This is a genomic window from Polymorphospora rubra (assembly GCF_018324255.1).
Classification (GTDB): domain Bacteria; phylum Actinomycetota; class Actinomycetes; order Mycobacteriales; family Micromonosporaceae; genus Polymorphospora; species Polymorphospora rubra.
Genome location: NZ_AP023359.1, coordinates 488,760 through 508,926, shown reverse-complemented (window position 1 = coordinate 508,926; position 20,167 = coordinate 488,760). Strand labels below are relative to the sequence as shown.

Sequence of the window (20,167 nt, the reverse complement as noted above, 5' to 3'; positions counted from 1 at the left end):
CCGGCGGGCCCGGCCGGTCGGCCGGGTCCGGTCGCGGTTCCGGCGAACCGGACTGCCCGTCACCCACCGAACCGTCCCACTCCGCCCATGAACACCGCCCGTTCGGCCTCGGCCGCGTCCTCGGGCGAGTCGGGACGCCACTGCGGCACCCACACCACACCCGGCTCGACCAGGTCGAACCCGTCGAACAGCGCGGTCAGTTCGGTGCGGTTGCGGATGACCAGTTGGCTGTCGGTCGACTGGTAGACCCGCTCGGCGTCCGAGCGCTCCTCGACGGTCCGCCCGTCGTCGCTGGCCTGGGAGAGCACCAGGTAGCTGCCGGGGGCGAGCCGCTCGCGGATCCGGCGCAGGAGACCGACCGGGTCGTCGGAGTCCGGCACGAAGTGCAGTACGGCCAGGAGCATGACCGCCACCGGCTGGTCGAAGTCGAACAGCCGGCGTACCTCCGGGTGCTCGAGGATCTTCTCCGGGTTACGCAGGTCCTCCTGGAAGACCGTCGCGCCATCGTTGCCGGCGAGGATCTCCCGGCTGTGCGCGACCGCGACCGGATCGACGTCGACGTACACCACCCGGGCGTCGGGTGCGGCCTGCTGGGCGATCTCGTGGACGTTGCCGACGGTCGGGATGCCGGAGCCGATGTCGAGGAACTGCCGGACCCCGGATCCGACCAGGTGGTGCACCGCGCGGCGCAGGAACGCGCGGTTCGCGTGTGCCATCAGCGGCGCCTCCGGTACGGCGGCGATCATCGCCTGTGCGGCCGCCCGGTCCACCGCGAAGTTGTGCGAGCCGCCCAGGTAGTAGTCGTACATCCGGGCGACGCTCGGCCGCTCGATGTCGATACTTTCCGGTGCCCAGTTCGGCCGCTCCATGCCTGCCCCTTTTGCCAAGATAACAGTGATTTGATGCTGAACTGATGATGGTCGCCATTCTGCCCGCCACGTGCCCGGGTATCCATAGTGTCCTTGAGGCTGGCTGAGGCGGCGCCCGGCGGGGGTTGGTTTCCGGCAGGGTACGCCGAATCGCCTGGTGGCGGTTGCCCCGATCGCCGGCGGTGGCCACGCGGGGCCGGACATGGCACGGTGGTGCCGTGGATCCAGGTACGCAGAGCGGCCTCGTGGCGATCGTGGCGGTGCTCGCCGCGTCGACCGCGTACGGGCTGTGGCGCCGCCACCGGGCCGGCCGGCTACGTCCGGTGCGGACCGCGGCGGCGCCCGCCGGTCAGGTCGCGCCCACGGCGCCCGCCGGGACGGTGGCGCCCGCCGGGACGGTGGCGCCCGCCGGCGGGACCGTCGTGTCGACCGTGCCCGCCGGAGAGGGTGCGCCGGCCGCGCCGGTCGCCGACGGCCGCACCGACGACCCGGCCGCCCCGACGGCCGGCGACGCAGCCCCACCGGTGGTGGAACCGGCGCTGCTGGCCGCGCTCGGCGTCGCCGCCGGCACCCCGGCCACCCTGTTGCAGTTCTCGTCGGCGTTCTGCGCCCCCTGCCGCGCCACCCGCCGCGTCCTGGCGGAGGTCGCCGGGATGCTCGACGGCGTACGCCACGTCGAGGTCGACGCGGAGAGCCACCTCGACGCCGTACGCGCGCTCGACATCTGGCGTACGCCGACGGTGCTCGTCGTCGACGGGCAGGGGCGGATCGTGCAACGGGCCGCCGGGGTGCCGGCCAAGGCGCAGGTGATCGCCGCGCTCGCCCCGCTGCTCGCCGGCCGGCCGGCCGGCTGAGCCGCCCGGTTTCCCGCCCCGCCGTCACCCGCCAGTCAGGACAGAGGTTGCCAAGTGCTCGATCCCCGTGGGCCGCGCTTCGCCGCGGCCGTCACCAGCGCCGTCCTGGTCGCCGTGCTCGCCACCGGCTCCGGCTGGCTCGCCGTCGGGCAGGCCGTCGTGTTCGCGCTGACCGCGGCCGATCCCCGTCGCGGCCCGTACAGCCTGGTCTTCCGGGCCCTGGTGGCGCCCCGGCTGGGGCCGCCGGCCGAGCTGGAGCCGGCCGCGCCGGTGCGGTTCGCCCAGCTCGTCGGCCTGGTCTTCAGCCTGGTCGCGGCTGCCGGCTATCTGTCCGGGCTGACCGTCGTCGGCCTGGTCGCGGCCGGGGCCGCGCTGGCCGCGGCGTTCCTCAACGCGGCCTTCGGCCTGTGCCTCGGCTGCGAGGCCTATCTGGCGGTCCGCCGGCTCACCACACCCCGCTGACCCGGCCGGACCGGGGCACGACGGAGCGCGGCCCCACCATCGGTGCGGGGCCGCGCGGCGATCTCGACGTCAGAACTTCGGGGCGTCGGGCGCTTCGAGCAGGCCGAGCCGCAGCGCGGTCATCAGCGCCTGGGCCCGGTTGGCCGCACCGAGCTTCTCGTAGAGCTTCGAGATGTGCGTCTTCGCCGTCGACTCGCTGACGAAGAGCTGCTTGGCGATCCCGGCCACACTCATGCCGTCGGCCAGCAGGCGCAGCACCTGGCCCTCGCGCGGCGAGAGTTGCGGGCCGGACGGGGCCAGCCGGCGCTTCATCGCCTCGGCCAGGTCGGCGGCGGTGAACGCGCTCGGTGACGACGCCGCGTGCCGGGCCGCCGCGACGACCTCGTCGGCCGGTGCGGTCTTCGGCACGAACGCGCTGGCACCGGCCTCGAGAGCGCCGAAGAGCTGGTCGTCGCCGGCGTACATGGTCAGCACGACGATGCCCATCGTGGAACTGGACTTGCGCAGCGCGCGGGTGGCCTCCAGGCCACTGCCGTCGGGCAGCCGCAGGTCCATGATCACGACATCGGGCTGAAGCGCACCGGCCTGGCGTACGCCCTCCGCGGCGGTGGCTGCCTCGCCGACGACTTCGAACTGCCGGTCCCGCTCGAACGCGTGCCGCAGGCCCTTGCGGATCAGGTCGTGATCGTCGACAAGTAGAACCTTGGTACGCGAGGTCGGCGTGGGGCTCGTGGTCATGCTCGGGTTACTCCCCTTCTGGTGCTGTCACGCTATCGCGCACGCTATCGCGCCGGGTGGATGTTCCAAGCACTACCGCCACGGTTGTCCCGCTTGGGTGTCTTGGGCGGATCTCCAATCGGCCTCGGATACGTTCCGCTCTCTCTGCCATGATCGCAAGACCGTACCTGCCGTCCGGACGCTGGTCCGCGATGCCTTGACCATCATCCGACACTTCAATCTGTGCATATGGCGGATCGACCGCACAAGTCACCCAGAGATTAGTCGCGCCGGCGTGTTTGCGGGCGTTGGTGATGGCTTCCTGGGCGATCCGCAGCAGTTCGGCCTCGGTGGCGGCGGGCAGCCGGGCGGTCGATTCGTCGAGTGTGTAGTGCACCCGCAGCCCGGCGGATGCGCCGACCGTACGGGCGTACTCGGCGATCGCGGCGGCGAGCCCGCCGTGCCGGTCGACCTCGCTGCGCAGCTCGAACAGGCTCAGCCGCAGCTCGGTGATCACCCGGGTGACCTCGCCGCGCAGCGTACGCAGCTCCTCGCCGGTCTCCTTCGCCTCCTCCGGCAGGGTCGCCAGCGCGTTGTCGATGCCGTAGCCGACCATCACCAGTTCCTGCGCCACCCCGTCGTGGATCTCCCGGGCCAGCCGCTGCCGCTCCTCGTTGGTGGCCAGCGACCGCACCTCGTCGAAGAGCAGCGCGGCCTCCAGCCGCAGCGCGGCCGGGCCGGTCAACTCGTCCACCTCGGCCATCACCGACTGCGGATAGGCGTTGGCGACGTCGGCCTCCAGGATCACCAGGCCGACCGTGCGTACGCCGGCGACCAGCGGCACGACCAGGGCCGACACGTCGCCGCCGCGGTGCGAGCGGGCCTGCGAGCGGGCCGCGGTCTGCGGCTGCTGGCTGGCCCAGGCGTCGGCGATGGCCGAGTCGGAGTCGAGTGTGGTCTCCCAGTCGACCCGGTCCACTCCGGCCTGGGCGAGGACGACCAGCCGCCCGCCCCCGCTGGCCGAGAGCACCGCGGCCCGGTCGGCCCGGACCACCGTACGGAGCTCCTCCACCAGGTGTTCGGAGATCCCACCCGGATCCAGTGTGGCTCCTGGTAGTTGGCGAGCTACGCTGCGCAACTGGGTCAGTAGTCGGGTCGCCTCCGCGTACGGCTGCGGCTTGCCGTCGCCCCGGGACTGCATGGCCCGGCGCAGCGTGCCGGCGGCCAGGGTGCCGAGCGCGGCCAGGATCAGCCACTGCGCGCATACCACGAGGTAGCCGAACTGGGTGATCTGGCGACCGTCGGCGGTCTGCGTGATCAGCCCGGCCACCAGGAGTGTGATCGCCGCGACGGTCAGCAGCGCGACACCCTCGCGGGACCGGCGCTGCAACGCGCTCACGGTCAGCGGCACCGACAGGTAGGGCAGGACCGCCGACGCGCCCAGCCCGCCGCCGACCGTACCGTCGATCAGCGCCATCGACGCGACCTCGCTGGCCGCCAGGCAGACGATGACCACCTCGGCGAAGCGGCCGAGCGGCCCGAACACCCCGTGCCGGGCCACCAGGACCGCCGGAATCCCGGCGACCGCGAGCAGCGCGATCCAGCGCAGCTGGCTGACGTCCTTGGTGGTGATCAGGGTGAGAACCGCAACGAGGGACAGCATGACCACGCGCGCCGCCGTCGCGAGCGGATGGGGGCGCAGCGGTGCGGGGCTGGGTGCGGGCACCTGACGGATCGTAGTCAGCTTCCGTAGATATCGGCGATCTCAACGCCGTACGTCTTTTGTACGACGTTCCGCTTGACCTTCAGTGACGGGGTCAACTCGCCGGTCGCCTCGGTGAAGTCCCGCGGCAGGATCCGGAACACCTTGATCGCCTCGGCCCGGGACACCGCCAGGTTGGCGTCGTCGACCGCGGCCTGGACGTCGGCCCGCAACTTCCCGTCGTCGCGCAGGTCGGCGACCGTCGCGGTGTCCGGGTGCCCGTTGTCGGTCAGCCAGGTCGGCCAGGCGTCCGGGTCGATGGTGACCAGGGCGGCGATGAACGGTTTGCCGTCGCCGACCACCATGGCCTGGCTGATCAGCGGGTGCGCCCGCAGCCGGTCCTCCAGCACCGCCGGCGCGACGTTCTTGCCGGCGGCGGTGACGATGATCTCCTTCTTCCGGCCGGTGATCTTCAGGTATCCGTCGCCGTCGAGCTCGCCGAGGTCGCCGCTGCGGAACCAGCCGTCGTCGTCGAGCACCTCGGCGGTCGCCTCCGGGTTGTTCCAGTAGCCCTGGAACACCAGGTCGCCCCGGATCAGGATCTCGCCGTCGTCGGCGACCCGGATCGTCACGCCGGGCAGCGGCCGGCCGACCGTGCCGATCCGGATCGCGTGCTGGAGGTTGACGGCGGCGGCCGGTGAGGTCTCGGTCAGACCGTAGCCCTCGTAGATCGTGACCCCGATGCCGCGGAAGAAGTGCGCCAGGCGGGCGCCCAGCGGCGCGGCGCCGGAGATCGCCGCCTCGCAGCGGCCGCCGAGCGCGGCCCGCAGCTTGCTGTAGACGAGCCGGTCGAACAGGCGGTGCTGCACCCGCAGGCCCAGACCCGGTCCGGACGGGGTGTCCAGGGCGGTGCTGTAGTCGATGGCCACCTGCTCGGCCTTGTCGAAGATCTTGCCCTTGCCGTCGGCGTGCGCCCGCTGCTTGGCGGTGTTGTAGACCTTCTCGAAGACCCGCGGCACCGACAGCACGAAGGTCGGCCGCAGCGACTGCAGCTCCGGAACCAGGTTCTTCACGTCGGCGGCGTGTCCCATCGTGGCCCGCACCTGCACCACGCCGATCTGGATCAGCCGGGCGAACGAGTGGGCCAGCGGCAGGAAGAGCAGCGTGCTGGCGTTCTCGTGGAACAGCGAGCGCAGCCCCGGGATCGCGTTGGCGATGTCGCTGTACATGTTGCGGTGGGTCAGTACGCAGCCCTTCGGCCGGCCGGTGGTGCCGCTGGTGTAGATGATCGTCGCGACGTCGTCGGCCTTCAGGTCCCGGCGGCGCTGGTCGATCTGGGCCGGGTCGACCTGCTCGCCCCGGATGGTCAGCGCGTCGAGGTCGCCGACCTCGATCTGCCACACGTCGCGCACCGCCGGCACCTTGTCGCGTACGCCCTCCAGGAGCATCGCGTGCGCGTTGGTCTCGACGAACAGGGCGACGGCGCCGGAGTCGGACAGGATCCAGGTGAGCTGATCGGCGCTGGAGGTCTCGTAGACCGGAACGGTGACCGCGCCGACGGCCCAGATGGCGTAGTCGATCAGCGTCCACTCGTAGCGGGTCCGGCTCATCAGACCGACCCGCGTCCCGGGCTCGATCCCGGCGGCGACCAGCCCTCGGGCGAGCGCGGCGACCTCGTCGCGGAACTGGGCGCACGTCACGTCGCTCCAGCCCTCGCCCGCACGCCGGACGAACTGGACCGCCTGCGGTGCGAGGTCGGCGTTGTCCCAGACCGGATCGGTCAGGTTGGCCGTGTCGTCGACCGTGGCGACCGGCGGGACCGAGAACTCGCGCACCTGCACTCCATTCCTGCCGTTCCGGACTGCTGCCGTTCCGGGTGCCGGGGAGAAGGCACCCGAGTACTGCCGACACGGTAACCGGCTCTCCGAAACCTACCCGGCGGGCGCCGTACCCGCTCGTCCGCCCGTCGAACCGTCGTGTCCCGGTCCCGGCGCCAACCTGCTGGTTCGTCGGGTTCCACCAGGATGGCGATCCGGGGTCCGGCCCGAAGGTCGGGTAGCCTGCCAGCCATGGCGGACTCCTCCACCCAGTCGATCGTCATCGGCGCGTCTCCCGCGCAGGTGGCGGCGGTGATCTGCGACTTCGCGCGCTACCCCGAGTGGAGCGAGGCGATGAAGGAGGTCGAGGTCGTCGAGGAGTACGAGGACGGCTACGCCAGCCAGGTCCGCTTCGTGATCGACGCGGGCGTGCTCGCCGACGAGTACACCCTCGCCTACGAGTACGCCGAGGACATCTCGCGCATCGAGTGGCACATCGTCGCGCCGTCGAAGATGCAGAAGAGCCAGCTCGGCTCGTACGACATCGACGACAACGGCGACGGAACGGCCACCGTGACCTACACCCTCGAGGTCGAGTTGTCGGTCGGCATGCTCGGGATGTTCCGGCGCAAGGCCGAGAAAGCAATCATGGACACCGCGTTGAAGCAGCTCAAGCGGCGGGTCGAGGCCAGTGCCGCGGCCGGCTGACGTGGTGTGCGCCAAGTGACGCCGTAAGGAGCCGACGATGCGGGGGACCGAGCCGGGATCGGCGCGGGAAGAGGCCGAGCGCCTGGTCGCGACGGCGCTGGCCGCGGCACGCCTCGCCGCCGACGGCCGTACCGTCGGCGGCGCCCTGAAACCACTCGGCGACGTCCTCGCCGGTCTGCTGGACCATCCGGCGGCCGGTCCGGCCCGAACTGCCGAGCCCGCGCCGGAACAGCGCAAACCCGCCGACCCCGCGGCGGAGCCCGCCCCCGCCGGTGCCGCCGGGGACGCGCGGACCGCCGGTACGCAGGGCGCGGGGCACGGTGCCACCGGCGGGTTCGCCACCGGTGCCGCCGAGTGCTGCGTCTGTCCGGTCTGCCGGGGCATCGCCGCGCTGCGTGACCCGAGCCCGGAGTTCGCCGAGCGGCTCGCCACCGGCGCGGGTGACCTCGCCGCCGGGGTGGCCAGTCTGCTGCGGGCGTTCGCCACGGCCCGTCCGGAGCCGCCCACCGGCCCGGACCGGGCCGGTGATGATCAACCGTCCGGCCGGTCGGCCCCGGACGACGAGGTCTGGCGCGCCGCCGCCCGGGCCGGGGATGATTCACCGGCGGCGGAGCCGACCGCGCGGGACACTCCCGCCACCGGCCCGCGGAAGCCGGCCGCCGGGCGGGACGACCCTGGCAGCGGGCGGGACGTGACCGCCGAGCGTGGTGCGGAACCGGGCGACGAGGCCTGATCCGCACCGATCCACGAGCACCATCCCGGTGCCGCGCCGTGCCCGGATGGCGGCTGCCGGGCAGAACAGAGGGGAGCCGCAGCGGTGACGCTGACCATCGGAGTCGACATCGGTGGCACCAAGGTCGCCGGTGGCGTCGTCGACGAGGCCGGTGTGGTGCTGGCGCGGGTACGCCGGGACACGCCCGCCGACGACGTCGCCAAGACCCGGGACGTGATCGTCGAGGTGGTCGTCGAGTTGATGGCGGCGTACCCGGTCAAGGCGGTCGGGATCGGCGCGGCCGGCTGGATCGACGCGACCGGTTCGACGGTGCTCTTCGCGCCCAACATCGCCTGGCGCGACGAGCCGTTGCGCGACTACGTGAGCGCCGCGGTCGGGCTGCCGGTCACGGTGGAGAACGACGCCAACGTGGCGGCGTGGGCGGAGTTCCGGTTCGGCGCCGGCCGCGACGCCGACGACTCGATGGTGATGCTCACGATCGGCACCGGGGTCGGCGGTGGCATCGTGATCGGCGGCCGGCTGCTGCGCGGCGCGCACGGCATCGCCGGCGAACTCGGGCACATGCTCGCCGTACCCGGCGGACACCCGTGTGGCTGCGGCCGGCTCGGCTGCATCGAGCAGTACGGCAGCGGCAACGCGCTGGTCCGCTTCGCCCGCGCCGGGGCGCACCAGGAGCCGGACCGGGCGACCGAGTTGCTGGACCTCGCCGGCGGCGACGTCAAGTCGATCACCGGTCCGATGGTGACCGCCGCCGCGCGGGCCGGTGATCCGGTCTCCTGCGCCGCCTTCGCCCAGATCGGCCACTGGCTGGGCATCAGCCTCGCCGACCTTGTGCAGATCCTCGATCCGCAGGTGCTGGTCGTCGGCGGGGGAGTCATCGAAGCCGGTGAGCTGCTGCTCGGCCCGATCAATCGTTCCTATATGGACGCTTTGGCGCAGCGTGGCAGACTTCCGGTGGCGCCGGTGCGGCCGGCGGAAACGGGTAACGGCGCGGGCGTGGTCGGGGCCGCCGACCTGGCCCGCCGGATCTGAGAACGAACCGCCGCCGGGCCACGGACCCGGCCCGGCGGCGGGACTAGCGAGGAGTACGGGTGTGACGCAGCCAGCTTCGACAGACCAGACCGGCGGCACGCGGCTGCGCGTGCTGTCGTACAACATCCACAGCCAGAAGGACGACCGCGCCGCACTGGCGTCGGTGGTGCGCGGGCTCGCCCCCGACGTGGTGATCGTGCAGGAGGCGCCGCGCCGGTTCCGGTGGCGGCCGAAGTGCGCCGCGCTCGCCGAGTCGTTCGGGATGGTGGTCGCCGAGGGTGGGCTCCCGTCGCTGGGCAACCTGCTGCTGACCAGCCTGCGGGTACGGGTCCGGGAGACCTGGTGCCTCCAGTACCCGCTTACCCCCGGCCGGCACATGCGCGGCGCGGTGTTCGCCGAGTGTTCGATCGGGGCGGCCCGGTTCGTGGTCGCCGGCTCGCACCTGTCGACCGACCCGACCGAGCGGCCCGGGCAGGCGACGCTGTTCAAGAAGGCGCTGGCCGAGGTGAGCCTGCCGCTGGTGGTCGGCGCCGACCTCAACGAGAACTCCGGCGGGGCCGCCTGGCGCACCATCGCCGACGGCTGCACCGACGCGGCGGTCGCGGCCGACCTCGGCGACCGGTACACGTACTCGTGCGCCAACCCGCGCGACCGCATCGACGCGCTCTTCGTCGACCCCCGGATCGAGGTCGCGAAGTACGACGTCGTCGACACGCCGGAGGCCCGCCGCGCCAGCGACCACTTCCCGGTACTCGTCGACCTGGTGCTGCCCGCTGCCGCGGGCTGAAGTCGACCCGGTGCTGCCCGCTGCCGCGGGCTGACCTGCGTCCGGCCCCGGTCGGACCCGGTGGGCCGGGCGGGGGCGCGGAGCCGGTCGTCCGGCGGGCCGGGACCGGGGTGGACAACGGGGGCGCCGAGCCGGAATCATCTGCGGTCATGTCGGCGCTCTCGCCCCCGTCCACAGACCGTGACACCCGCCCGCTCCGCTCGTGGTCGTCATGAGACAACCCGAGCCCGCCGATCCGCCCACCGCGCCCGCCCAGGACGGGTCCGCGCCGGCGGCGGAGCGCCCGATCTACGACCGCGGCGACACCGTCTGCGTCGTCGGCGCCGGGGCCAGCGGCCTCGCCGCCGTCAAGAACCTCCGCGAGCACGGCTTCGACGTCGACTGCTACGAGCGCGAGACCGGGATCGGCGGCGCGTGGAACTGGCGGCACGACCGCAGCCCGGTCTACGCCAGCACCCACCTGATCTCGTCCCGGCCGCTGACCCAGTACCCGGACTTCCCGATGCCGGACTCCTGGCCGGACTACCCGCACCACAGCCAGCTGCTGTCCTATCTGGAGCGTTACGCCGACCACTTCGGACTGCGCCAGCACATCTGGTTCGGCACCGAGGTGGTGCGGGCGGTGCCCGTCGACGGCGGGCGGTGGGACGTCACGACCCGCAGCACCGGCGGTCACGGCGCGGAACGCACCCAGCGGTACGCGGCCGTCGTGGTCGCGAACGGCCACAACTGGGCGCCGAAGCTGCCGACGTACGAAGGGCTCGACGACTTCCGTGGCACGGTGATCCACGCGTCGGCGTACAAGGACGCGGCGCAGTTGCGCGGCAAGCGGGTGCTGGTCGTCGGCGCCGGCAACACCGGCTGCGACCTCGCCGTCGAGGCCGCCCAGAGCGCCACGACCTGCTGGCACTCCACCCGCCGCGGCTACTGGTACGCCCCGAAGTACGTCTTCGGCCGCCCGGCCGACCAGGTCAACGACGCGGTGCTGGCGTTGCGCCTGCCGTTGCGGGCCCGGCAGTGGCTCTTCCACCGCACGCTGCGGCTGACCGTCGGTGACCTGACCCGGTTCGGGCTGCCGGCCCCCGACCACCGGGTCTACGAGACCCACCCGATCGCCAACAGTCAACTCGTCTACCACGTCGGCCACGGCCGCATCACGCCCGTCGGCGACGTGGTGCGCTTCCACCGCGACAGCGTGGAACTGAATGGCGGGGTGGAGATCGAGCCGGACCTGGTGGTCTTCGCCACCGGCTACCTGCCGCGGTTCGAGTTCCTGTCGCCCGAGGTGCTCGAACTCGACGCGGCCGGCCGGCCGTCGCTCTACCTGAACGCGTTCCCACGCCACCATCCGACGCTCGCCGTGGCCGGGCTGCTCCAGCCGGACTCCGGCCTGTTCACGCTGGTGCACTGGCAGACGGTCGCGATCGCCCGGGTGCTGCGGCTGCGGGAGACCGCGCCGCAGCGGGCGGCGGCGTTCCGGACCCGGGTCGTGGCCGGCGCCGACCAGCGCTGGAACCGGGCCCGGCTCAAGGAGTCGACCCGGCACTGGTTCGAGGTCAGCCACACCGACTACCTGCGCGCGGTGCAGCGCACGTTGGACGAACTGGAGCCTTCCGCCCGGTGAGCGCGAGGAGTGAGGGAGCGCAGCGAGTGAGCCCCGCAGTCGCGAACGAGAGGCAAGCCCGGTGAGCGCGAGGAGTGAGGGAGCGCAGCGAGTGAGCCCCGCAGTCGCGAACGAAAGGCAAGCCCGGTGAGCGCGAGGAGTGAGGGAGCGCAGCGAGTGAGCCCCGCAGTCGCGAACGAAAGGCAAGCTCAGTGAAGGTCCGGATCATGCGGGTCGCGGAGTGGGCGCGGCCGGTTCCACCGGTACGCCGGGAGGTGCTCGCCGCCCTTCCCGAGGTCGACGAGGGCCGGCCGCCGGTGTTGTTCGTACCCGGCTTCGGGCACGGCGCCTGGGTGTTCGCCGAGCACTGGCTCGACCGTGCCGCGTCGCGCGGGTTCCCGGCGCACGCGGTGAGTCTGCGCGGGCACGGCGGCAGCGGTGCGGCGCCGAAGGCGTCGCTGCGGGCGTACACGCACGACGTGGTCCAGGTGGCGGCCAGCCTGCCGCGGCGCGCGGTGCTGGTCGGGCACGGTGTCGGGGCCCTGGTGGTGACCCACGCGCTGGCGCGTTACCCGGCGCACGCGGGTGTGCTCGTCGCGCCGGTGCTGGGCGGGTGGGGCACCGCGGGCACGGCGCTGCGCCGCAACCCGGTCGGTACGCTGCCGGCGGCGTTCGGCGGCCGGCTGCGGCTCAGCCGCCGTCAGCTCTTCAGCCGACGGCTGCCGGACGCGGCGGCCCGCGCGTACGCCGGCCGGCTGGGGCGGGCGGCCGCCCGCGCCCAGTGGCAGGTGCTGCTGGGGCGGCCTGCGGAGCCGGCGGTCGGTGATCCGCCGGTGCTGGTGCTGGGCAGCCCGGACGACCGGGTGGTGCCGCTGCCGGCGCTCAACCGGGCGGCGGCCGGCTACAACGCGGCCCCGCTGCTGTTTCCCGGAATGGGGCACGACCTGATGCTCGACGCCGGGTGGCCGGAGCCGATCGACGCGATCCTCGACTGGCTCGAAAAGGACACCCGGGCCTAGGACCGTGGGATCGGCGGCCGGTCAGGCCGCCGGCGACCGACCGGGGACGAGGGCGTTGAGGTACGAGGTCGCCCACGCCTGGATGTCGTGGGTCCGCAGGTGTTCGCGCATCGCCCGCATCCGGCTCGACACGTCTTCGGGGCTGGCCTCCAGTGCGTGCATCAGGGTGAGCTTGAGCCCGTCGAGGTCGTGCGGGTTGACCAGGTAGGCCTGTTGGAACTCGGCGGCGGCGCCGGCGAACTCGCTGAGCACCAGCGCGCCCGCGTCGTCGACCCGGGCGGCGACGTATTCCTTGGCGACCAGGTTCATCCCGTCGCGCAGCGGGGTGACGGCCATGATGTCGGCCACCTGGTAGAGCGCGGCGAGTTCGACCCGGTCGAACGGCTGGTTGAGGTAGTGCACGGCGGGTTCGCCGACCCGGCCGAACTCGCCGTTGATCCGGCCGACCTCGCGTTCGACCCGGTCACGCAGGATCTGGTACTGCTCGACGCGTTCCCGGCTCGGTACGGCGACCTGGACCATGACCGTGTCGCGGACCTTGATGTGGCCGTCGGCGATCAGTTCGCTGTAGGCCTTGAGGCGCTGCTCGATGCCTTTGGTGTAGTCCATCCGGTCGACGCTGAGGATGACCTTCTGCGGGTCGCCGAGGTCACGGCGCAGCCGCTGGGCCCGCTGCCCGACCTCGGGCCGGCGGGCGAGGGCCTCCATCTCGGCGGTGTCGATCGAGACGGGGAAGGCGCCGATGCGGACCACCCGGTTGTCGACGGCGATCCGCCGGTCGGTGGCCGGCAGCTTGAGGACCCGGTTGGCGAGCTGGGCGAAGTTGTGGGCCGCCTGGGACCGCTGGAAACCGACCAGGTCGGCGCCGAGGATGCCGAGCAGCAGTTCGGCGCGGCGGGGGAGTTGCATGAACAGTTCCGGTGGCGGGAACGGCACGTGCAGGAAGAACCCGATCCGCAGGTCGGGGCGCAGCGCGCGGAGCATCCCCGGTACGAGCTGCAGGTGGTAGTCCTGCACCCAGACGACGGCGTCGGGTTCGGCGGCCCGTGCGGCGGCCTCGGCGAACCGCCGGTTGACCCGCTGGTACGCCTCCCACCAGCGGCGGTGGTAGACGGGCTGCTCGACGGCGTCGTGGTAGAGCGGCCACAGGGTGGCGTTGGCGAAGCCCTCGTAGTGCTCGCGTACGTCGTCGGCGGACAGCGGCACGGTGTGCAGGCGTACGCCGTCGACGTCGGGCAGGGTGGGCGCGTCTCCGGTGCCGCCGGCCCAGCCGACCCAGGTGGCCGGCTTGTCGTGCAGGATCGGATGGAGCGCGCTGACCAGACCGCCGGGGCTGCGGCGCCACTCGAAGGCGCCGTCGGGTGCCACGGTGTCGTCGACCGGTAGCCGGTTGGCCACCACCACGAGGGAACTCTGTCGCATCCCGGCACCTCGTTTCGCGAGGCGCCACCGTCAGGACCGGATCGCGCGCAGGACGGATCGAGCGCAGGACCGGATCGCGCGCAAGCCCTCGGGTAGTGGAGTGGCAGATTGACGTATCAGAGTATTACTACTGACGAGAAGTTACGCGAGGGTTACGTACCGACCTTAAAGGTCGATGTGTTTCACTATCTGGGCGGATTGGGTCAGACGATCGCGCCGTCGTCGCGATCTTCTTCTTCGTCGTCGCCGGACCGCAACCGGGCGATGAGGGTGACGAAACCGCCGAGGATGCCCAGGAAGCCGATCATCGTGACGACGGTGCGGTCGATCGGAAGCAGGCTCGGGAAGAGGAAGAGCGCGAACCCGCCGAGCATGGCCAGCACCGCCACCACGGCGTACTTCGAGACCCGGGGCAGCGGCGGGGGCGGCGGCGGCTCGTAGCCCTCGTCGTCTTCGGGCAGGTCGGCGCCGAACGTGTCCAGCCCGTCGAGCAGCGACGGGTCGTTGTCCCGCCCGCCGACCGAGACGCCGGAGAAGTCGGCCGCCGACGGCAGCCGCCGTACCCCGCCCCCGGGCCGCTTCGGCGCCTCCGGAGGCTCGTCGGTGTCGGCCGGGCCGGTCCCGACCGGGCTGCCGTTCAGGCCCTTGACCAGCCAGGGGCGTCCGGTCGGCGGCCGGTCCGGATCGACGTCCTCGGCGGCCGGCCACGAGCGGGCGGTGTCGTCGACCTCGGTGTGGAAGCCGGCCACGATCCGGGCCCATTCGGCGTCGACGTCGGGGTCGGCCCGCCCGCCCGACGCCTCCCCGGACGGTCCACCGGCGCCGGGTCCGGTCGGGGCCGGGCCGATGGGGGAGATGCCGGGCGGCGGACCGTCGCCGGCGGCCGACGCGCCGGTGCCGGCCGGCTGCTCCTCCTCGGCGAGGTCGGCGAGGTAGCCGCGGGCAGTCTCCAAGTGCGCCCGGTCGACGTACAGCCGGTCGACCGGACGCGCCGGCACGGTGGTCGTGCGGGTCACCGGATTCAGGTCGGCCGACGGTTGCAGGTAGGCCGCGATTCCGCCGGCGGCCAGCACGTCCAGCAGGTGCTCACCGACCCGGGGATCCACGTCGCCGGCGACGGCGTACTCGGCCGCGTCGAACCCGTTGTCCCGCCGTCCCCGGCGAGCACCACCCGCTGACACCGAACACTCTCCTCACCGACGCGCCCCGCGCCAGGACCGATGCGGCAGACCCCCTCGTGAGGGCGCGTGCCGTGCATTGAATCGTGACACGGCGGCCACCGGTTGCGGGAGTGCGTTGTGGCGCGCCGCCCGGGCTTCGTAGGCTCATGCCTAAGTTCCGCGCGCGGGACCTGTGGCGCCCGACTCAGGGTCGGGCGACTCTTGGCGGAAGGACACCGGTGCTGTACTGGCTGCTTAAGTACGTCATCCTCGGGCCGTGGCTGCGGTTGATCTTCCGGCCCGTGGTGGAGGGCCGGGAGCACGTACCCGAGCACGGCGCGGCCATCATCGCCAGCAACCACCTCTCGTTCTCCGACTCGATCTTCATGCCGCTCATGGTGTCCCGGAAGGTGACCTTCGTCGCCAAGGCCGAGTACTTCACCGGCAAGGGCCTCAAGGGCTGGCTGATCAAGATGTTCTTCGTCGGCACCGGCACCATCCCGGTCGACCGCTCCGGCGGCCGGGCCGCCCAGGCCGCCCTGGACACCCAGTTGCGGGTCCTGCGGGCCGGCAACCTGGCCGGCATCTACCCGGAGGGCACCCGGTCCCCCGACGGCCGGCTCTACCGGGGCAAGACCGGGGTCGCCCGGCTGGCACTGGAGAGCGGTGCCCCGGTCATCCCGGTGGTCATGCTCAACGCCGACGAGATCCAGCCGCCGGGCAAACTGATCCCGAAGATCAAACGGGTCCGGATCCGGTTCGGTGCGCCGCTGGACTTCAGCCGCTACCGCGACCTGATCGGTGACCGGTTCGTCGAGCGGGCCATCACCGACGAGATCATGTACGAGTTGATGGAGCTGTCCGGCCGCGAATACGTCGACGTCTACGCCCAGAAGATGAAGGCGGCGCCACCCGCCCCGCCCCCGAGCCGTCCCCGTCGGTGGCCGCCTGACTGTGAGCATGGCGGGGTCGGTTCATCAGTGTTGAGCTGATGCTGGTGGTGGCGGGCGTGCCCCTTGCGCCGACTGTCTTGGTGTCTTGAGACGGGACCTGTCCGCCCGCTACCGCCGGCGCCCGCCCGACGGGAGACGTTCGGCCTGTTCAGGGGCTTGCGCGCTCAAGGAGAGCGCTCGTCCGCCCGTGGCCCCGTCAGGGGCACCTGTGATCATCTGTTGCCCAGCAGTTCGACACGCCGTATGGACAACAGCGGAACAACTGACGATCACCACGCACCGCCACGCCACGAGGGACACGGGGGAGGCGGCCGGTCGACAGTGATCGTCTGCGGTTCAGGTGTTGTGAGCCCGGTGTGTCGAGTGCCTGAAGCGCAGACGATCACTGGGCCGGTCACCGGATGCCACCCCGCCGAACGCGATCGAGGGATGTTTCGGACAAAACGGGGCGATCATGGCGACAATTCCTTGATCAGTGCGGGGCCGGGGTGCACGAGGCGGGGTACTGCGCGGGCCGGGTGCACGAGCTGGGGTGCGGCGCGGGCCGGGTGCGCGGGCCCGGGGGCGCGTGCGGGACGGGGTCGGGCGCGTGCGAGGCGCGGCGCGGCGGGGTGCGGGCCGGACGCGGCCGGGGGCACGGCGGGGAGCCGTGGGCGAGAGTCAGGAGGCCAGGGTGGGGGTCCAGCCGGCGTCGTCGGCGGGCTCGGTGAGCCGGAGCAGGCCCGGCGCCTGGTTACGCAGGGCGAAGGCACGCACCTCGGCCAGTACCGTCTCGGCGGTGCCCCGCTCGCCGGCCCGCCGCAACGCACCCGCGGCCAGTGCCAGCGCCAGCATCCGGTCGGTGGTGTCCGGGATCTCGGCGTAGATCTGGGCCGCCGCCAGGTAGAGCTGCCCGGCCCGGGCGTGATCGCCGTCGGCGGCGACGACGGCCGCGGTCACCGTCCGTAGCGCGGCCTCGGCCCACGGGGTGCGGTGCCCGACCCGGTCGAGCATCCCGCGCACCTGCATGGCCGCGTCCCGGCCGGCGAGCGCCCCGGCGTACGCGGCCGCCGTGATCCACTCGCCGCTGGCCAGTGCCGGTACCGCCGACCACGAGGTGGCCAGTTCGTCGAGCAGCCGGGCGGCCTCCCGGTGCCGGCCCTGCAGCGCCCGGCACAGCGCGCCCAGGCCCAGCGTGGTCCAATGCGGGCGGTGGAACCCGCTGCTGCGGGCGCCGTCGAGCGCGTCGGTGACGTCGTCGGGCGGCGTACCACCGGGGTCACCGACCGCGACCGGCCCGCGGGGCTCGCCGGCCGTCCGGCCCCGGCCCGGTCGGGCGTCGCCGCCCGGCACCGGCTCGCCGCGCAGCACCCGCAGGCACGACCGCATCCCGCGGACCTGCATGTCCCACCGGCCGCTCGGGGTGTCGACGAAGGCGTCGGCGGCGGCGAGGAGCCGACCGAAGTCGCCGTCGAAGTAGGCCCGCATCGCCTCGCCGGAGTAGCCGGTGGTCAGGGTCGCTCCGCCGTCGGCGCCGCCCTGGCCGAGCAGCTCGTCGGAGCGGATCCAGTCGCCCTCCTCGCGGATCGCGTACGCCAGGTTCTGGGTGGCCCGGGGCAGTGCCAGCAGCTGGTTGGCCCGGCAGACCTCGGTGGCGGCGTGCAGTTCGTCGAGGCCGGTGCGGTCGCCGGCCTGGTAGCGGGCCATCGCCTCGGTGATCCGCGCGTTGGTCCGGGTCTCCAGCAGCCCCAGCCGGTCGGCGATCGCGGCGGCGGCCCGGGCGGCGGCGATCGCCGGCTCGCGTTCGTAGTTGAGCATGTGCAGCCGGCCGAGTTCGGCGTACGCGTCGGCCTTCTCGGCGGTGTCGCCGAGCGGCTCGAAGAGTTCGACGGCCCGGTCCAGGCAGGACAACGCGGCACCGCGGTCGGCGCGCATCCAGGCGGCCTGACCGAGCAGCGTCCAGGCCCGGGCCGCCGAGGGCCGGTCCCCGAGGGCGAAGAGCCGGTCGGCCAGCATCGTCAGCTGTTCGACGCCGCCGCTTTCCAGGAACGCGGCACCGTCGCGCAGGAACGAGATCTCCGTGCTCAGCAGTTCGATGCGCAGCTGCCCGAGTGGATCGGTGCCGTCCACCAGGGTCAGCGCCCGCCCGACGTGGCTCGCGGCGGCGTCGAGCACGTGCAGGGCGTACGCCCGGCGGGCCGCCCGGTGCAGCGCCTCGCGGGCCGGCGGGGCGTACCGGGAGGTGTCGACGCCGAGGGTACGGGCGATCTCGTGGGCCGCCCAGCGGTGGTGGGCCAGCACCTCGGCGAGGTCGGTGTCCCGCCCGCCCGACAGCGTGTCGAGCCAGTCGGCCGTACGCTCGTGGCGGGCGACCCGGTCGGTGCGCGGCAGCCGCTGGTAGCAGACGTCGCGGACCAGCACGTGCCGGAACCGGAACTCCGACTGGCCGGCCATCGTGGACGTCGGCTGCTCGTAGACCATGTCGCGGTGCTCCAGCCGGCGCAGCGACCGCTCGACCGACTCCACCGGCCGGCCCAGCGCGGCGGCGACCGCACCCGGCCAGAACTGCATCCCGACCACCGAGGCGGCCAGCAGCACGGTCCGGTCCTTGGCGTCGAGCAGGTCGACCCGGTTGGCGATGACCCCGTGGACGCTCTCCGGCATCGGCAGGTGGTGCTGGCGGTCCAGCGACCAGCCGCGACCGGACTGGCGCAGCGCCCCCTGCTCGATGAGCATCCGGACGTATTCGTGGGCGTACAGCGGGTTGCCGTCGGCGACCTCGACGAGTGGGGTGAGCATGTCGGCGGAGAACGCGGACTGCCCGAACAGGTGCGAGTAGAGCGCGGCGATGCCGGTGGCGCGCAGCGGCGGCAGGGTGATGGTCAACGAGCCGGTGGTGGCCCCGGCCCAGGTCGGGTCGCGGTCGACCAGTTCGGGCCGGGCGGTGCACAGCAACAGCAGCGGCACCTCGCGCGCGGCCGAGCCGAGCAGTTCGATGAACCGCAGCATCGTCTCGTCGGCCCAGTGCAGGTCCTCGAAGACCAGTACGGTCGGCCGCCGCGACGCCAGCGCGATCAGGAACCGCCGCCACGCCGACTCGGTCTCCTCCGCCGGCAGCTTCGCCGCGGCCAGCCCGACCAGCGGCCGCAGCGCGTCGGCCAGCCGTTCGGCCTCGGCCGGGCCGACGAGTTCGGCCAGCGCCGCGTCGAGCCGGCGGGCGGCCGCGTCGGCCGGGTCGGTGTCGAGAATGCCGGCCTCGGCTTTGACGATGTCGGCGAGCGCCGCGAAGGTGACGTTCTCGCCGAACGGCGGGCACCGCCCGGTGTGCCAGGTCAGCGGCTGGTCGATCAGCCGGTCGGCGTTGCGGAAGAGTTCCCGGACCAGCCGGCTCTTGCCGATCCCGGCCCGCCCGAACAGCGTCACCAGCTGCGGCATCCGCTCACGGATCGAGCGGTGCAGCGCGTTGACGAGCAGGCTCAGCTCGTGTTCGCGGTCGAACAGCGGGGTCGTGTCGGGCTCGCGGTCCGGCTGCTGCCGCTGCATCGGCGCGACCGCCAGCCACACCTCGGTCGGCGACGACCGGCCACGCAGCGTCACCGGCGGCTGCTCGGCGTAGTTGATGGCGTTGCGGGTCAGCGTGTACGTGTTGCCGCAGACCAGCACCCCGCCGGGCGGGGCCACCGACTGCATCCGCGACGCGGTGTTGACCACGTCCCCGGCCACGATCGCCTGGCCGCCGTCGCGGGCCGCCGCCACGTCGACGAGCGCCTCGCCGGTCGCCACCCCGACCCGGAACCGCAGCTGACCGGCGTCGGTCGGGGCGAACCGGGCCAGCACCCGCTGCAACTCCAACCCGGCCCGGACACACCGCTGGGCGTCGGTCTCGGTCGCCACCGGCGCCCCGAACAGCGCCATCACCGCGTCGCCGATGTATTTCTCGACCACCCCGCCGTACTGGCCGACGACCCGACGGGCGGCCGAGAAGAAGCCGGTCTGCATGGCCCGGACCAGTTCCGGGTCGGCGCGTTCGACGTACGGGGTGAAGTCGATCAGGTCGACGAACAGCACGCTGATCCGCCGCCGGTCCTCCTGGACGGCGGCCGGTGCCTGCGTGCCGGTCCCGCCCACCTTGGACCCGCACCCGGTGCAGAACGCGGCGTCGGCGGGCAGCAGCCGGCCGCACTGCGGGCACGCGGGCGTCAGTTCGGTTCCGCAGCCGGCACAGAACCTGTCGTCCTCGGCTGCGGGCCGGTTGCACCGGGCACATGGGGCGGGGATGCCGTCCTCCTGCATGCGACACGTTGTGCGGTCGGTGGCGCCGACGGCCGCGTTCGCGGCCTACCGGCACTC

16 protein-coding genes are annotated in these 20,167 nt (G+C 72.9%); 9 read left to right on the top strand and 7 right to left on the bottom strand.

What is annotated here, in order from left to right:
- Positions 1-59: 59 nt before the first annotated feature.
- Entirely contained in the window at positions 60-869 is an 810-nt protein-coding gene (locus Prubr_RS02235) for an SAM-dependent methyltransferase (protein ID WP_212821108.1), read from the bottom strand.
- A 218-nt stretch (positions 870-1,087) separates the two neighbouring features.
- On the opposite strand from Prubr_RS02235, the gene Prubr_RS02230 reads away from it, so the two are divergent.
- Both Prubr_RS02230 and Prubr_RS02225 read left to right on the top strand, forming a co-directional pair.
- Positions 1,088-1,723: a TlpA family protein disulfide reductase gene (locus Prubr_RS02230; protein WP_246568228.1), complete on the top strand. Its 636-nt coding sequence runs from the start codon at positions 1,088-1,090 to the stop codon at positions 1,721-1,723.
- Positions 1,724-1,777: 54 nt separating this feature from the next.
- A complete protein-coding gene (locus tag Prubr_RS02225) occupies positions 1,778-2,185 on the top strand; it encodes a DUF4395 domain-containing protein (protein WP_212821106.1) in 408 nt (135 codons plus the stop codon).
- A gap of 69 nt (positions 2,186-2,254) precedes the next feature.
- Here Prubr_RS02225 and Prubr_RS02220 read toward each other — a convergent pair whose 3' ends face one another.
- The 3 genes from Prubr_RS02220 to Prubr_RS02210 all read right to left on the bottom strand — a co-directional run bounded on the left by Prubr_RS02220 (position 2,255) and on the right by Prubr_RS02210 (position 6,439).
- Positions 2,255-2,923, bottom strand: a complete 669-nt coding sequence (locus tag Prubr_RS02220) for a response regulator transcription factor (protein ID WP_212821104.1) — start codon at positions 2,921-2,923, stop codon at positions 2,255-2,257.
- 7 nt (positions 2,924-2,930) lie between these two features.
- Positions 2,931-4,565, bottom strand: coding sequence for a sensor histidine kinase (locus tag Prubr_RS02215; RefSeq protein ID WP_212827353.1), 1,635 nt, complete (start codon positions 4,563-4,565; stop codon positions 2,931-2,933).
- Positions 4,566-4,642: 77 nt separating this feature from the next.
- Entirely contained in the window at positions 4,643-6,439 is a 1,797-nt protein-coding gene (locus tag Prubr_RS02210; protein ID WP_212821102.1) for an AMP-dependent synthetase/ligase, read from the bottom strand.
- Between the two features lie 234 nt (positions 6,440-6,673).
- Here Prubr_RS02210 and Prubr_RS02205 point away from each other — a divergent pair, with 234 nt between their 5' ends.
- The 6 genes from Prubr_RS02205 (at position 6,674) to Prubr_RS02180 (ending at position 12,303) form a co-directional block, all read left to right on the top strand.
- Entirely contained in the window at positions 6,674-7,129 is a 456-nt protein-coding gene (locus Prubr_RS02205; protein WP_212821100.1) for an SRPBCC family protein, read from the top strand.
- A gap of 37 nt (positions 7,130-7,166) precedes the next feature.
- On the top strand, positions 7,167-7,862 hold the full coding sequence (locus Prubr_RS02200) for a hypothetical protein (RefSeq protein WP_212821098.1): 696 nt from the start codon (positions 7,167-7,169) through the stop codon (positions 7,860-7,862).
- An 84-nt stretch (positions 7,863-7,946) separates the two neighbouring features.
- Positions 7,947-8,894 carry an ROK family glucokinase gene (locus Prubr_RS02195; RefSeq protein WP_212821096.1) on the top strand — a complete coding sequence of 316 codons (948 nt, stop codon included), beginning with the start codon at positions 7,947-7,949 and terminating at the stop codon, positions 8,892-8,894.
- 61 nt (positions 8,895-8,955) lie between these two features.
- Positions 8,956-9,681: an endonuclease/exonuclease/phosphatase family protein gene (locus tag Prubr_RS02190; protein ID WP_246568227.1), complete on the top strand. Its 726-nt coding sequence runs from the start codon at positions 8,956-8,958 to the stop codon at positions 9,679-9,681.
- Positions 9,682-9,892: 211 nt separating this feature from the next.
- Positions 9,893-11,305, top strand: a complete 1,413-nt coding sequence (locus tag Prubr_RS02185; RefSeq protein WP_212821094.1) for a flavin-containing monooxygenase — start codon at positions 9,893-9,895, stop codon at positions 11,303-11,305.
- A gap of 206 nt (positions 11,306-11,511) precedes the next feature.
- Entirely contained in the window at positions 11,512-12,303 is a 792-nt protein-coding gene (locus Prubr_RS02180; RefSeq protein WP_212821092.1) for an alpha/beta hydrolase, read from the top strand.
- A gap of 21 nt (positions 12,304-12,324) precedes the next feature.
- Here Prubr_RS02180 and Prubr_RS02175 read toward each other — a convergent pair whose 3' ends face one another.
- Positions 12,325-13,725 (bottom strand): alpha,alpha-trehalose-phosphate synthase (UDP-forming), encoded by a 1,401-nt coding sequence (locus Prubr_RS02175; protein ID WP_212821090.1) that lies wholly within the window; start codon positions 13,723-13,725, stop codon positions 12,325-12,327.
- Positions 13,726-13,928: 203 nt separating this feature from the next.
- Positions 13,929-14,906, bottom strand: a complete 978-nt coding sequence (locus Prubr_RS02170) for a DUF308 domain-containing protein (RefSeq protein ID WP_212821089.1) — start codon at positions 14,904-14,906, stop codon at positions 13,929-13,931.
- A gap of 218 nt (positions 14,907-15,124) precedes the next feature.
- On the opposite strand from Prubr_RS02170, the gene Prubr_RS02165 reads away from it, so the two are divergent.
- Positions 15,125-15,877 carry a lysophospholipid acyltransferase family protein gene (locus Prubr_RS02165; RefSeq protein WP_212821086.1) on the top strand — a complete coding sequence of 251 codons (753 nt, stop codon included), beginning with the start codon at positions 15,125-15,127 and terminating at the stop codon, positions 15,875-15,877.
- Positions 15,878-16,498: 621 nt separating this feature from the next.
- Here the strand turns inward: Prubr_RS02165 and Prubr_RS02160 are convergent.
- On the bottom strand, positions 16,499-20,110 hold the full coding sequence (locus tag Prubr_RS02160; protein WP_212821084.1) for an adenylate/guanylate cyclase domain-containing protein: 3,612 nt from the start codon (positions 20,108-20,110) through the stop codon (positions 16,499-16,501).
- Positions 20,111-20,167 lie beyond the last annotated feature (57 nt).

Bases quoted from the DNA above. Each gene is read 5' to 3' on its own strand.
- Prubr_RS02235 (WP_212821108.1), bottom strand. From the start codon at position 869: ATGGAGCGGCCGAACTGGGCACCGGAAAGTATCGACATCGAGCGGCCG.
- Prubr_RS02220 (WP_212821104.1), bottom strand. From the start codon at position 2,923: ATGACCACGAGCCCCACGCCGACCTCGCGTACCAAGGTTCTACTTGTC.
- Prubr_RS02215 (WP_212827353.1), bottom strand. From the start codon at position 4,565: ATGCTGTCCCTCGTTGCGGTTCTCACCCTGATCACCACCAAGGACGTC.
- Prubr_RS02205 (WP_212821100.1), top strand. From the start codon at position 6,674: ATGGCGGACTCCTCCACCCAGTCGATCGTCATCGGCGCGTCTCCCGCG.
- Prubr_RS02200 (WP_212821098.1), top strand. From the start codon at position 7,167: ATGCGGGGGACCGAGCCGGGATCGGCGCGGGAAGAGGCCGAGCGCCTG.
- Prubr_RS02185 (WP_212821094.1), top strand. From the start codon at position 9,893: ATGAGACAACCCGAGCCCGCCGATCCGCCCACCGCGCCCGCCCAGGAC.
- Prubr_RS02180 (WP_212821092.1), top strand. From the start codon at position 11,512: ATGCGGGTCGCGGAGTGGGCGCGGCCGGTTCCACCGGTACGCCGGGAG.
- Prubr_RS02175 (WP_212821090.1), bottom strand. From the start codon at position 13,725: ATGCGACAGAGTTCCCTCGTGGTGGTGGCCAACCGGCTACCGGTCGAC.
- Prubr_RS02160 (WP_212821084.1), bottom strand. From the start codon at position 20,110: ATGCAGGAGGACGGCATCCCCGCCCCATGTGCCCGGTGCAACCGGCCC.